General features: G+C 68.9%; 13 protein-coding genes and 1 pseudogene. 6 read left to right on the top strand and 8 right to left on the bottom strand.

Annotated elements, in window-relative coordinates; genetic code table 11:
* Nucleotides 1-598 (top strand): annotated as a pseudogene (locus RDU12_RS05825) (TonB-dependent receptor); the annotation flags it as partial.
* On the opposite strand, the gene RDU12_RS05820 reads toward RDU12_RS05825, so the two are convergent.
* The 4 genes from RDU12_RS05820 to RDU12_RS05805 form a co-directional block, all read right to left on the bottom strand.
* Nucleotides 599-958, bottom strand: a complete 360-nt coding sequence (locus tag RDU12_RS05820) for a hypothetical protein (protein ID WP_300289212.1) — start codon at nt 956-958, stop codon at nt 599-601.
* A gap of 2 nt (nt 959-960) precedes the next feature.
* Complete coding sequence (locus tag RDU12_RS05815) at nt 961-1,236, bottom strand: DUF2312 domain-containing protein (RefSeq protein ID WP_168044708.1); 276 nt, start codon at nt 1,234-1,236, stop codon at nt 961-963.
* Between the two features lie 173 nt (nt 1,237-1,409).
* Complete coding sequence (gene ykgO / locus RDU12_RS05810) at nt 1,410-1,535, bottom strand: type B 50S ribosomal protein L36 (protein ID WP_168044709.1); 126 nt, start codon at nt 1,533-1,535, stop codon at nt 1,410-1,412.
* 146 nt (nt 1,536-1,681) lie between these two features.
* Nucleotides 1,682-2,740, bottom strand: coding sequence for a sensor histidine kinase (locus RDU12_RS05805; protein WP_300289210.1), 1,059 nt, complete (start codon nt 2,738-2,740; stop codon nt 1,682-1,684).
* A gap of 403 nt (nt 2,741-3,143) precedes the next feature.
* Between RDU12_RS05805 and RDU12_RS05800 the strand changes: the two genes are divergently transcribed.
* Nucleotides 3,144-4,421: a lytic murein transglycosylase gene (locus tag RDU12_RS05800; RefSeq protein WP_300289211.1), complete on the top strand. Its 1,278-nt coding sequence runs from the start codon at nt 3,144-3,146 to the stop codon at nt 4,419-4,421.
* Between the two features lie 13 nt (nt 4,422-4,434).
* Here RDU12_RS05800 and RDU12_RS05795 read toward each other — a convergent pair whose 3' ends face one another.
* Nucleotides 4,435-5,646 (bottom strand): hypothetical protein, encoded by a 1,212-nt coding sequence (locus RDU12_RS05795; RefSeq protein ID WP_308684250.1) that lies wholly within the window; start codon nt 5,644-5,646, stop codon nt 4,435-4,437.
* An 84-nt stretch (nt 5,647-5,730) separates the two neighbouring features.
* Between RDU12_RS05795 and RDU12_RS05790 the strand changes: the two genes are divergently transcribed.
* The gene (locus RDU12_RS05790; protein ID WP_308684249.1) at nt 5,731-7,200 is read left to right on the top strand and encodes a hypothetical protein; all 1,470 of its coding nucleotides are present in this window, start codon (nt 5,731-5,733) and stop codon (nt 7,198-7,200) included.
* Nucleotides 7,201-7,204: 4 nt separating this feature from the next.
* Here RDU12_RS05790 and flaF read toward each other — a convergent pair whose 3' ends face one another.
* On the bottom strand, nt 7,205-7,573 hold the full coding sequence (gene flaF / locus RDU12_RS05785) for a flagellar biosynthesis regulator FlaF (protein ID WP_300290133.1): 369 nt from the start codon (nt 7,571-7,573) through the stop codon (nt 7,205-7,207).
* Nucleotides 7,533-7,955, bottom strand: a complete 423-nt coding sequence (flbT, locus tag RDU12_RS05780; protein WP_300290134.1) for a flagellar biosynthesis repressor FlbT — start codon at nt 7,953-7,955, stop codon at nt 7,533-7,535. Before flbT ends, flaF begins: the two co-directional genes overlap by 41 nt.
* 129 nt (nt 7,956-8,084) lie before the next feature.
* Here flbT and RDU12_RS05775 point away from each other — a divergent pair, with 129 nt between their 5' ends.
* From RDU12_RS05775 to RDU12_RS05765, 3 genes are read left to right on the top strand one after another with little or no spacing between them, the layout of a single operon-like run.
* Nucleotides 8,085-9,872: a tetratricopeptide repeat protein gene (locus RDU12_RS05775; protein WP_300290135.1), complete on the top strand. Its 1,788-nt coding sequence runs from the start codon at nt 8,085-8,087 to the stop codon at nt 9,870-9,872.
* A 36-nt stretch (nt 9,873-9,908) separates the two neighbouring features.
* Nucleotides 9,909-10,355: a hypothetical protein gene (locus tag RDU12_RS05770; protein ID WP_300290136.1), complete on the top strand. Its 447-nt coding sequence runs from the start codon at nt 9,909-9,911 to the stop codon at nt 10,353-10,355.
* Between the two features lie 13 nt (nt 10,356-10,368).
* The gene (locus tag RDU12_RS05765) at nt 10,369-10,575 is read left to right on the top strand and encodes a hypothetical protein (RefSeq protein WP_300290137.1); all 207 of its coding nucleotides are present in this window, start codon (nt 10,369-10,371) and stop codon (nt 10,573-10,575) included.
* Nucleotides 10,576-11,283: 708 nt separating this feature from the next.
* Here RDU12_RS05765 and RDU12_RS05760 read toward each other — a convergent pair.
* A partial coding sequence (locus RDU12_RS05760) for a leukotriene A4 hydrolase C-terminal domain-containing protein (protein ID WP_308684248.1) occupies nt 11,284-12,416 on the bottom strand: 1,133 nt, incomplete at its 5' end.

Below are 12,416 nucleotides of genomic sequence, written 5' to 3'. Positions count from 1 at the left end.
GGACGGCGCCGCTCCGCCCCCCGGCGGCGGTCCGGTCGTCGCGCGTGGCGGCGGTCGCCGCGGCGGCGGCGGCCCGGCGGTTCGCATGGGCGGCGGGCGCGGCGGCATGCAGCCCGGACAGGGTCGCTACTTCGTCTCGATCTACCATACCTATCGGGTCCAGGATGAGATCCTGATCGCCGACGGCCTGCCGATCCTCGACCTGCTGGACGGCGCCGCCACCTCCGGCCGCGGCGGCAGCCCGCGTCACGAGATCCAGGCCCATGGCGGGGTGTTCAAGGACGGCATGGGGGCCTTCCTCCGCGCCAACTGGACCGACGGCACCCGGGTCGACGGCGGAACCGGACCCGACCTGAATTTCTCGGGCCGGACCACGGTCAACCTGAACCTGTTCATCGATCTCGGCGCCCAGACGAGCTGGGTCGAGAGGTATTCCTGGCTCAAGGGCGCCCGACTGCAGCTGGGCGTCAACAATCTGTTCGACAGCCGCACCGAGGTGACCAGCAGCGCCGGCGACACGCCGCTGAACTATCAGCCGGACTATCTCGATCCCGAGGGCCGCAGCATCAGCCTTTCGCTGCGCAAGATCCTGTTCTGATCAGTCGTCCGAAGGCCTGGGGGCCTTGCGCCCCCAGCGCCGCTTCGGTTCCTCGCCCTTCGCCTTGGCGGCGATTTCCTTGAGTTTGCGACCCTGCATCGACGACAGGGCCTGACCGGGCGCGCCCAGTTCGGGATCGCCGAAGGCGCGGCCGTGGGTCTTGACCCGCTCCGACACCGAATCGAGGAATTCGCCCTCCCATTCGGACAGGGCGACACCGGCCTTTTCGGCGGCGCGTCTGGCGCGACGGAGAGCATTGAGAGCCGCCCGTTGGGCGGCCTTGCGTTCGGCCTCGAACGGACTGGAGGGCGGCTTCTTCGAACCGCCGCCCTTCCCCCCGCCGAAGCCGGTTCGCTTCAGTGTCAGATCTCGCCGAGGGCGGACATGTAGAGGTCGAGGATGGCGTCCTCTTCCTGGCGCTTGGCCTTGTCCTGCTTGCGGATGCGGATGACCTTGCGGAGGATCTTGACGTCGTAGCCCTCGCCCTTGGCTTCGGCGAAGACCTCCTTCATGTCGGCCATGACCGCGGCCTTGTCCTCTTCCAGGCGCTCGAGGCGCTCGATCACGGTGCGCAGCCGGCCTTGGGCCGCCGAGGTCAGGACGTCGGGGCTGGCGTCGAAGGAAGCGTCGTCGGCCACGGGCGGACTCCTGAAATAACGGACGGGAACAGAGGCCGGACGCTAACCATGCCTGCCCGGCCGGCTCAACATCAGGCACGAAAAAGGCCGCGGACAAAGCCCGCGACCTGTGGATAGACCATCCTTTGTGCGCTACCGGCCGCGACGCAGTCGCGGCCTGCTTGAGCGCAGGATCAGCCCTGCTTCGCCTTGAAGCGCGGGTCGGTCTTGTTGATCACATAGACCACGCCCTTGCGGCGCACGACCTTGCAGTCGCGGTGGCGACCCTTGAGCGACTTGAGCGAGCTGCGGACCTTCATGGTCGTCGTCCTGAGGCAAAGCAAAACAGAAAAGCCGCGGGACGAACCTGCGGCGGAGCGGTGCGTATAGAGACGCTCGCCGGCTTCGTCAACCAGCCGGGACAGGGCATCGGCGGCGCGGCGTTCGCCCCGGTCCGGCGCCGGCCTCAGACGGCGCGGATGTTGGCGTGATCCGCCTTCTTCGCCGTACCGACGGGCTTGGTATGGACCACGGAGACGCCCGTGCCGGGCTCCAGGTCGGTGACGGTGATCGTGGCGGACAATTGGTTGGCCAGGGCGTTGACGATGGCCGTGCCGAGGCCGGCCGCGTCGTTCGCCGCCGACATGCCGACGCCGTCGTCCGAGACGGACAGGGTCCAGCCGTCGAACCCGGACTGGTAATCTACGGTGACCACCCCCGGCCGGCCTTCCGGAAAGGCATGCTTCAGGGCGTTGATGACCAATTCGGTCACGATCAGGCCCAGGCTGACGGAGACATCGCCGCTCGCCGCGCTTCCATCGCCGTTCACCTCGATGGAGAGCCGGTCGTGGTCGTCGATCATCGAGGCGCCGATGCTCTGGCAGAGCTGGGCCAGATACGGCTTGATGATGACCTCGCTGAGGCTCGACGCGGCCAGCTGCTTCTGGATCGCCGCCACCGACATGACGCGCTGGTGGGCGTCCCGCAGGTGCATCCGGCTCTCTTCGGACGTGACCTTGCGCGCATTCTGCAACAGGACGCTGGCGATGATCTGGAGGCTGTTCGCGACCCGGTGCTGAAGCTCCTGCAAGAGGATTTCCTTGTCCCGGATCAGGTCGTTCCTGAGCTTCTCGGCCGCCCGGGCCGCGGAGGCGTCCACGACGGTCAGCAGGATTCGCAGGGAAGAGGCCTCGACGAACTCCAGACGCCGGGCGTTCAGGACCAGATGGCGGAGCCGGTTGCCCGGGCCGACCATGTCGATCTCATAGGCGTCCACATGCGCCTCGCCGGAGCCCACGGCGGACAGCAGGGAGCGGAGCCGGGGCATATTCCATTCGCCCGCGCCCAGGGAGAAGAGCGATCGCCCCCGGACCGGGACCGATTCCATGCCGAACAGGCTGACAAAGGAGTCGCTCGCCGCAATCACCTGGAATTCGCCGTCCAGCAGAAGCAGCGGGGCCTGAGAGGCGCCGATGACGGCCAGCGCCAGCGCGGCGCCGACATCATCGCTTGTGGGGGGAGCCATATCGGCCCTTCCTGGCGCTGCGAGGCTCGCGAAGCGAAAGCCTTATCCCTGCCATCGGCCCTGTATAGCCCATGGAGACCCGTCGCCCTAACGGTCATTCCGCGGCGCCGGGGCATGACCGGTCCCGCATATCCGCGAATGGAGGCCTGGCCTCCGGGTCGAACGGAGGGTCTTCGGGCTTGCACGCCCGACGCGTAGCCCCTCCGCCACCAGGCCGTATCGGTCTCAGAGAGCAGCGGTTCTTACGCCCGGATGGGTTACTCCGCCAACTAGATTGAAGGTTAATGACGCTGAACGGGGAATCCCACGGCAACGCTTTCTCCACCGGGGCGCTGTAGGCATCCATCCCGACTCGCGGACTTGTTATGAGGCCCCGGCCGCCGGGGAGACTAGCTTGGAAATCATGCGCTTCAGCCTTCGCCTCACTCTCATCGCCTCCGTCGCCGCCTGCGCCCCCATGCTGCCGGAGCCTCCGCCCGTCGCGCCGGCGCCGGCCCCCGCGCCGGTCCAGCCCGATCCGACCCCGGCGCCGCCGATACCCGCGCCCACGCCGCCGCCGGTCGACCAGGCCGGCTTCGACGGCTGGAAGCAGGGTTTTCTCGCCCGGCACGCCGGGGCCCGCCGGGACGCCTATGAGCGCGAACTGGCCGGGCTGACGCCGGACCCCACCGTCGTCCGCCTCGATCGCAACCAGCCCGAGTTCAGCCGCCCCGCCGGCGCCTATATCCAGAACGCCGTCACCCCGACCCGGATCGCCCAAGCCCGCCAGCGCACCGACCGGGTGCCGTGGTCGGTGGTCCAGCGCTATGGCGTTCCGTCCGAGATTCTGGTGGCCATCTGGGCCCAGGAGTCCGCCTTCGGCCAGATCCAGGGCGACCATGATGTCATCCGCTCGCTGGCGACCCTGGCCTATGACGGCCGCCGCCGCGACTGGGCCGAGGCCCAGCTGAAGCACGCGCTGGACATTGTCGTCGACGGCCGCCGCGACCGCGCGGGTCTGAAGGGAAGCTGGGCCGGAGCCATGGGCCAGACCCAGTTCATGCCCGACAACTATCTGCGCCTCGGCGTCGACGAGACTGGAGACGGCAAGGTCGACATCTGGGGCTCGGACGCCGACGCCCTCGCCTCGGCCGCCAACCTGCTGGCCCAGGCGGGCTGGAAGCGCGGGCAGAGCTGGGGTTACGAGGTCCGCCTGCCGTCGAATTTCGACTATTCGGAAGCCGAGGGACCGCGTCATCCGTGGTCGTACTGGGCCGCGAAGGGCGTGACCCTGGCGCACGGGGGGGCGCCCAACGCGGCCGAGGCGCGCGAGGAGGCGACCATACTGCTGCCCCAGGGCGCGCGCGGCCCGGTCTTCCTGGCCCTGCCGAACCACTACGTCATCCGGCGCTACAACAACTCGGTCAGCTATGCGCTGGCGATCGGCCTGACCGCCGACGGCATCCAGGGCCGGCCCGGCCTGGTCGGAACCTGGCCCGACGACGGCCCTCTGTCGCGCGACCAGCGCATCGGGGCCCAGCGCGCCCTGACCGCCATGGGCTACGACACCCAGGGCATCGACGGGGTCATCGGGGCCAATACGCGCGCGGCCCTGCGTCGCTGGCAGATGGCCACGGGACGACTCGCGGACGGCTATCTGACGGCCGAACTCGCCGACGAACTGATCCGCCGCGCCGGCTGACGGCGGCCCGGCGTCAGGGCCTCGCCGGGTCTCCGCCGGAGAAGGTCGGCATCGGGGTCGCCTCGTTCAGCCGATGGATCAGCTCGGGCAGCCTGTGCGCGCCGGCCTTGTCCTTGAGGCGACGCAGGTGGGTGTAGGCGGTGTTGACGCTGACGCCGCTGTCGCGGGCGTGATCAACCGGTGACAGACCCCGCATCAGGGCTTCGGCCAGCCTCGCCTCCGCGGCGGTGAGGTCGAACAACGCGCGCAGCCCTTCGGTCCCCATCGCGCGCCGCGCATCGGGGTCGTGGACGAACAGCGCGGCCGCCGCGCCGGGGGCCTCCTCCCCCGCCTCGTTCCGGAACACCGGCCGCAGGGTCAGCACATAGGGCAGCGCCCCGGATGACCGCGCGACCGCGAACGGCCGGGGCGCCGACAGCGCCTCTCCACGCCCCAGCGCCAGCGCCGCGCCCAGCGCCTCGCCGAGGCGTTCGCGCGCACCCGCCGCCGCCAGCCTGACGCCGTCCTTCGCCAGTCCGATCCCGTCCCCGCGCGCCGCCATTTCGGTCAGGGCGGCATTGGCGTGGAGCACGGCCCCCGCCTCATCCAGAAGAGCTACGCCGCCGCTGACGAGATCCAGGGTCCGCGTCAGGGAGCGGGCCTGACCCCTCGCCTCGCCCAGCCGGGCGGAGACCTGCAGCGCCAGCCGGGCGTGCTGCATCAGCCGGCCGAACAGCTCCACGTCGGGCCGTTCCATATGGCCCTGGGACGGATCGCGGGTCAGGGTGAAGACGGTTTCGGGACCACGGCCCTCGTCGAGGATGCAGGCCGCGAAATAGCGCGGGTCGGTATAGGTGATGTATTCCGCGTAGAACGGCTCGCGGCCGAGCCCCGCCGCGTCGAGGACGTGGCCTCGCGGAAACTTTCGCGTCCCCTGGCCGGGAGAGCGTCCCGGCGCATAGACATTGTCGCTGGAGTGAAACGACAGATAGGCCTCGATCATCTCGGGCTCGCTGCCGTACCCGTGCCACATGCGGTGGCTGCGCCGCGTGTAGTCATAGGTCTCCAGCGACGCCGCCGAGGCCCCGGCCACCCGGGTGACCGAGCGCAGGGCGTCGGGCCAGCGCCCGTCCTCGAGCCCCGCGGCGTGAATGGCCTCGATCACGTCCAGAAGTTCGTCGGTCCGCCCCATGGTTCCGTCGCCCCGAACAGAGCCGGCCGCCAGGGCCTTGCGGAAATCTAGCATCTTCGACGAACAGCGTCATCAGAACCGATGACGCGCCGGCTCTCCGAACGGTCCTCTCTGGCCGGACCTTGATGGGAGCGAAGCATGCGAAAGATCCTGTTGCTCGGCGCCGCCTTCCTGCCGCTCGCGGCCTGCCAGACCTATACGATGCAGGAGGAGAGCTATCCGCCCAGCCTGCAGCTGCAGACCGAGCCCGCGCCTGAGTCGGGGGAAAGCATTCTCGACGAGATCGAGCCGCCGACCGACCTGCTGTCCGGGGGCGAGGCCGGCCGGCCGCCGCCGCCGCCCTCGGTGACGGTGCGGGGCTATCGCTTTCATGACCATCGCGCCGGCGACGCGTCCGGCCGCTTTCTGGGCGACCTGGACGCGGCCATCGCCGTCTGCGACGAGGCCGCCTACAACGCGGCGCGCGAGCGCTGGCTGGCCCGGACCTACGAGGCCGAGGCCCAGGAGCGCCGGTCGACGGCCGTTGACGCCGCCTGGGCCGACAGCGCCGCCAAACGGGCGCAGGACGCCGCGGAACTGGAACGCCTGTATCGCGAGCGTCCGCGCTACCCCTTCCCCTGCCCGCCCCGGACCGCCGCGCTGCCGACGACGGTCGCCGACTGGGCGTTGGCGACGGCGGGCTGGGCGGCCATCGAAATTCCCGTCACCGGGATCGGCTTCCAGCGTCCCTACGGCGGAGACGAACGGTTCGCCCTTGAGACCGATGACAAGATCGAGGTCCGGCGGCTGGGGGTCGAGGCCTCGTTCCAGTGGTCCGGCTTCTATCCTACCCTGGTCGGGCTCGAGTACGGCCAGGGCGACGGCGGGACCGCGGGCGAGGTTCCGGCCGGCACGGGGATCGACACCGGCATCGTGTTCAACGCCCTCTCGCCCGCCGGGTCATCGGGCTTCAACGTCGGAGACCGGGGCTCGCAAAACGTCACCGACACGGAGCTGGACTACTGGCACCTGTACGCCAAGGCCTTCCTGCCCTTTCAGGGACCCGTCCGCCCGTTCGTCTACGCCGACTATCTGCGCAGCGAGACGCGGCACGACATGTCCTATTTCTACGAAGGCACGGGGGGCGGCTTCGTCTACCGGGTCGAGCAGGACCGGATGCAGACCATCGAGGACCAGGCCTTCGGCGGCGGTATCGGCCTACTGCTGAGTCGGCGCTTCGGCCGCCGCTGGGAGATGCACGCCCTGGGATCAGTCGGAGGACTGTTCCGGGAATCGGAACTGGACTCACGGGAGCATAACCGGGCGAATTTCGGCCCCCTGTCGGACCAGGATTTCGTGATCGAGCGACGCCGGTCCGCCGACGGATTCGGGATCACGGGAACCTTGGCGCTGGGCGTGGAGTATCGGGTCTCGCCCCGCCTCTCGCTGGGCCTGGGCGCGCATGTCACCACGCTGGAAGAGGTCGGGGCGGTCTACAATCCCCAGTCGGGGGACGAGGTCTACTTCGACGGGCGTGAGGTCGATCTGATGTCGGGACGGGCTACGTCCTGGGGCGGGCAGGTCGCGCTGCGCTACCGGTTCGGCGCCCAGCCGATCTGGGGGCCCTGAGGCGTCAGGCCGCCTCGGCGTTTCCGGGGCCGGCCAGGCCCTGCATGACCATCTTGTTGATGTCGATCAGGGCCTCGAAATCGTCCTCGCCGCGCATGATCGCCGACGAGTGCTTGCTCACGAACAGGCTGATCGAGATGATCTGCGCCCGCAGGGACTTGTCCATGGCGTTGTCGGGGCTGGCGCAATCGGTGGCCAGCGTCGACCACAGCCGGCGGTTCCAGTCGAGGGCGTCGATGCGCGTGGCGACATCGCTGGCGTCCACGGTCGAGGCGTGCATCAGCGCCCGGGTCACCTGCCCGAACAGCCGGTACTCCATATCGCGCGGGTTTTCAGCCCGCGTCGCTGCGGTCTTGTATGCCTGAAGCGACATTCGCCAGACCTTCCTCGTAATCCACCAATTTCCGGGCCGCCATAAGCGCCTTGTAGTATTCGCGCGACATCACGTAACGCGACGCCGCCACGCAGTCCGTCAGCACCTGCGGATTGCGCGTCGCGCTCATGAACTCCGTCAGCCGCAGGGCGAACTCATCGTACAGCTTGGGCGCCGCGCTCTCGTCCAGGTACATCATCATGACCGGGAAATAGACCCGCCTCGCCGGCGTGGTCACGTCCTCGGGCTGCATGATGTCCTTTTCGCGCAGGACGCTCGCCTTGTTCTGCAGGATCAGAACGCCCCGCCGGTCGCCATTCTGGACGACGGCTCCGTTGAGGACGAATTTTTCGCCGGGCTTGAGCGACAGCTTCAGCGGCATTCGGGGCGTCTCCTCACAGGCGCACGGCGACGTTAGGAAGCCGGGAACGAACGCAGGTTAAACATTCGTGGTTAACCATCCCTTGTGATCCCGCTGGCATCAGTCGGCGGGTCACCGCAGGATCACCGCATGTCCGCCGTCGAGTTGTCGCCCGAACAGATTCACGCGTTCGCTCCCGCCGCCCAGGGAGTCGCGGGCGACTCGGCCTCTCCCGAAGCCATCCGCAAGCTCTCGCGTCAGCTCGCCAGTCCGAAGCGGGCGGTGAAGGCCCAGCGCAAGGCGCTCGAGACGCTGCAGGCCGCGCTGGCGGCCATCCGGGCGGGCGAGTTCGAGCTGGGGGCCAAACGAGCGCTCGACGCGCTGAAGACGGACGAGACCAACGGCCTGGCGTGGCATGTGCTGGCCATCTGTCGTGAGAAGTCCGGCGACCTGGGGCAGGCCCTGCTGGCCTATGAGGCGGCTTTGAAGTTGTTGCCCAACGAGACCGACGTGGCCCACGATCTCGGCCGGCTGGCCCAGCAGATGGGCTATCTGGAGATCGCCGAAAAGCTGCTGCTGAAATACCTCGCCGTCGACCCGGGCCACGTCGAGGCGACCAACAATCTCGCCTGCGTCCTGCGCGACCAGAAGCGCTATGGCGACGCCGTGGAGACGCTGCGGGCCCTGCTGGGCGTCGAGCCCGAATCGCCGGTGCTGTGGAACACGCTCGGCACCGTGCTCAGCGACCAGGGCGACATGGGCACGGCCCTGACCTTCTTCGAGGAGGCTTTGCGGCACGACCCGTCCTTCGCCAAGGCCCGCTACAATCGCGCCAACGCCCGCCAGCCGCTGGGCGACGCCCTGGGGGCGCTGGAGGATCTCGAGGCCGCCCTGCCCGGGGCCGCCAGTCCCTATGAGCGGGCCATGATGCAGATGGCGCGGGCCATGCTGCTGATGTCCCTCGGCCGGATTCCCGAGGGCTTCGAGGCCTATGAGATCCGGCTGGACCGGCACATGCCCGAGGCCATGCGGGTGGCGGTCGACGCGCCGCGCTGGAACCCGAAGACGGAGGATATCCGCGGCAAGCGGCTGTTGATCGTCGGCGAACAGGGCATCGCCGACGAGATGGTGTTCGGAACCTGCGTCGGCGACGCCATCGAGGCGGTCGGCCCGGACGGGCGGGTCTATCTGGCCGTGGAACCCCGGCTGGTCGGCCTGTTTCAGCGCACCTTCCCGGCGGCGGTCGTCGGCGGCCACAAGGCGGTCAAGCTGGACGGCCGGATCACCCGCTACGCGCCCTTCGTCGAGGAACTGGGCGACGGCGTCGACGCCTGGATCCCCATGGCCTCGCTGCTGGCGGTCTACCGCCGGACCCTCGACGCCTTCCCGGACCGTCGCGGCTATCTGGTCCCCGACCCCGACAAGCTGGCCTACTGGAAGACGGAACTGGAGAAGTTGGGGCCCGGGCTGAAGGTCGGACTGCACTGGAAGAGCCTCGTCCTGGCGGGCGTTCGAGCCCGCTACTTCTCCAGCTTCGAGCGCTGGCGGCCGGTGCTGACCACCCCGGGCGCGGTCATGGTCAACCTGCAGTGCGGCGACGTCGCCGACGATCTGGCGGCGGCCGAGGCGGCGGGGGTCTCGATCTGGACCCCGCCGATCGACCTCAAAGACGATCTGGAGGACGTGGCGGCGCTGTCGGCGGCGCTCGACCTCGTCATCGGCCCGGGCATCGCCGGGACCAATCTGGCGGCGGCGGTCGGCGGCACGGCCTGGATGATTTCGGCGCCCGACGACTGGCACTACCTGGGCACGGACAAATACCCCTTCTATCCGCATCTCCGCTATTTCCGGCGCGACGGTTTCACGGATTGGGAAGGTGCGATCGCCCGTATCGGCACGGCGCTCGAGGAAGCGGTCGCGGCCGGGAACGCACGCTAGCGCAGGGGCGTTGACCTTCCGAACAGGGAGGTTCCCATGCCCGGACTCGACGACTACGCCGACGATCAGGAACAGTCTGAAACCTTTGACGAAACCCACATCGACGATGAGGGCGACGGGGACATCCTGCTGGACGAGGCGGACCCCGTCCTGGACGTCACCCAGGCCGACGGCGACGCTGACGAGGAAGAGTTTGATGAAGAGGCCGTCGAGGACCTCGACGAAGAGCTGGGGGCCTCGGGCATCGAGGCCGAGGCCGACGCCCTGCTGGGCGTCGACGGCGAGCGCCTGACCGAGATCGACGGCGAGAGCTCGGGCGTCAGCGGACCGGACGAGATCGAGCTGGTCTATTCGGGCCTGATGCGGAACTCGCGCGGGGCCCAGGCCAGCGCGGCCCACTGGGAAGCCAAACGCCTGTCCGACGACGACATTTCAGGCCTCGGATACGGCCCCGACGGCGACGAAGACCATCCGAAGAATTGAGGAGCTTGTGGCCATGACCTCCACCCCCAACCCCAATCATCAGCAGGCCCCGGCCGACGATGAGCCCTATGCCCACAAGGCGCCCCGCACGGAGGGCAAGCCCGACCAGTTGCGCGAGGACGAACGCAAGGCCGAGAGCCGGCAGGAGGCCCTGGTCGACGAAAGCCTGGAGGAGAGCTTTCCCGCCAGCGACCCGCCGGCGTCCAAGCAGATCACCTGAGGCGGTCGGCGCGATGTGATTGTCAAAGACCGGGCAGCGTGAGGCGCCGCTTCGGAAGAAGCGGTGTGGGGAGAGAGCGGGACAGCCGGGCCTCGCCCGGTTGCGAATGAGTTTACCGTTTCGACGAGACAGGCTGTCCCGCGCGGTCGATTTCCACACGACCCTCCGGCTGGCGGGCCGATTGAGCCCTTACCGGAACACGGCGGCGCCATTGCTGACCTCGCCATGGGTCGGACGTGACCGCATGTAGCGGCATCGGCCCGATCCTCAAGCCGCGCGGCGAGCAAGGGAGGCCATCCATCGACCTCCGCGAGGCCCCCGGGACTCTCCATCGCCCCGGCTTCATCGCTCGACCACAGCCCGCCGCCATCGAGAACGTGGATCCGACGCCCTCCCCGTCGACGGGATGGGGAGGATTGTACGGGAGGGTCTTCCTACGGCGCGTTCGTGACGCTGACGCGGGGGTGATGTGACGGGAAAACAGCGGGTTGGGTGTGAAAAGTTTGATGGCGGGCGGCGGATTTGCAGCGCAGCAATTCCGATTCCTTCTCCCCGCGAGGGAGAAGGTGGGCCGGAGGCCCGGATGAGGGGGCTGCATCCGCGTCACCGATACGGGACGGTCAGCGGCGAACCGGATGAAGGGGTGTCTCACCCCTCATCCGCCCCCTCCGGGGGCACCTTCTCCCTCAAGGGGAGAAGGAAGGCCTGTTACGGCCGTCCCACCACCGCATCGACCGAGTTGGTGGTGACGGGGTGGTAGCCGGGGCGGGCGCGGGCGTAGAGCGGGGTCGCTATGGACCGGCCCCAGTCGCCTTCGGCCCACAGGCTCTCGAACAGGGGCAGCACGAATTTGCGCCGGCCCATGGTGGTGAGGAATTTCTCCAGCGTCGGCACGGCGGGCTGGTAGCGGTGCTGGACCGCGATCTGCAGCCAGGAATACAGCACCTCGGCGTTGCCCTCGTCGCGCAGGTTCAGGGTCGCCTCGAGGTCGGCGAGCTGGGCCTCCGTCAGCCAGTCGGCGCCCTCGCGCCGGTTCTCCGGGCGCCAGGCGAGGAAGCGCTGGCGCTCCTGGGTCGACCAGCCGGACCAGGGGATGGCCGAGGCCGGGCCCTTGTCGGCGAAGAAGGCGCGGGCGGCGGCGTCGACGGGGACGAAGGCGGTTGACACCGGCGGCTGCCAGTTCGACGGCATGCCGGGCTGGTAGATCCAGGCCTCCATCATCAGCTGCCGCTCCAGGTCCGGCGTGGTGACGAGGTGGGTGCGGATGTCCTCGAGGAAGCGTTCCGTGGTCATCGGCCGGAAGGCGTTGCGCTCGAAATAGCCCTTGAGCCAGACGTCGAAACGCTCGCGACCGACGATGCGCTCGATGGTGCGCAGGAAGGCGGCGCCCTTTTCATAGGCCACGTCGGTCAGGCCCTCGTCGGGGTCGCGGCCGGCGAGCTCGAGCTTGAGCCGGGTGTCGGCCGGCGGCAGGTCGGCGAGGGTCGACTGCAGGTCGCCCCAGCCCAGCGACTGCAGCATCAGGGCGCGGTCGGGACCGTAGACCGCCTCCATGATGCGGTTCTCGAAATAGACGGTGAAGCCCTCGTTGAGCCAGAAGTCGGCCCAGGTGGCGTTGGTCACCAGATTGCCCGACCAAGAGTGGGCCAGCTCGTGCGCCACCAGAGAGACCAGCGAGCGGTCGCCGGCGATGATGGTCGGGGTGGCGAAGGTCAGGCGCGGGTTCTCCATGCCGCCGAACGGGAAGGACGGCGGCAGGACGAGGATGTCGTAGCGGCCCCAGCGATAGGGGCCGTAGAGGCGCTCGGCCACGTCGACCATTTCGGCGGTGGGGATCAGTT

The sequence above is a fragment of the Brevundimonas sp. genome (assembly GCF_031082345.1).
Lineage (GTDB): Bacteria > Pseudomonadota > Alphaproteobacteria > Caulobacterales > Caulobacteraceae > Brevundimonas.
The sequence above is the reverse complement of the archived record's forward strand: the minus strand, read 5'-3'. Positions and strand labels throughout refer to the sequence as shown.

Bases quoted from the DNA above. Each gene is read 5' to 3' on its own strand.
- RDU12_RS05800 (WP_300289211.1), top strand. From the start codon at position 3,144: ATGCGCTTCAGCCTTCGCCTCACTCTCATCGCCTCCGTCGCCGCCTGC.
- flbT (WP_300290134.1), bottom strand. From the start codon at position 7,955: ATGCCGCTGAAGCTGTCGCTCAAGCCCGGCGAAAAATTCGTCCTCAAC.
- RDU12_RS05765 (WP_300290137.1), top strand. From the start codon at position 10,369: ATGACCTCCACCCCCAACCCCAATCATCAGCAGGCCCCGGCCGACGAT.
- RDU12_RS05775 (WP_300290135.1), top strand. From the start codon at position 8,085: ATGTCCGCCGTCGAGTTGTCGCCCGAACAGATTCACGCGTTCGCTCCC.
- RDU12_RS05790 (WP_308684249.1), top strand. From the start codon at position 5,731: ATGCGAAAGATCCTGTTGCTCGGCGCCGCCTTCCTGCCGCTCGCGGCC.
- RDU12_RS05795 (WP_308684250.1), bottom strand. From the start codon at position 5,646: ATGCTAGATTTCCGCAAGGCCCTGGCGGCCGGCTCTGTTCGGGGCGAC.
- flaF (WP_300290133.1), bottom strand. From the start codon at position 7,573: ATGTCGCTTCAGGCATACAAGACCGCAGCGACGCGGGCTGAAAACCCG.
- RDU12_RS05805 (WP_300289210.1), bottom strand. From the start codon at position 2,740: ATGGCTCCCCCCACAAGCGATGATGTCGGCGCCGCGCTGGCGCTGGCC.
- ykgO (WP_168044709.1), bottom strand. From the start codon at position 1,535: ATGAAGGTCCGCAGCTCGCTCAAGTCGCTCAAGGGTCGCCACCGCGAC.
- RDU12_RS05770 (WP_300290136.1), top strand. From the start codon at position 9,909: ATGCCCGGACTCGACGACTACGCCGACGATCAGGAACAGTCTGAAACC.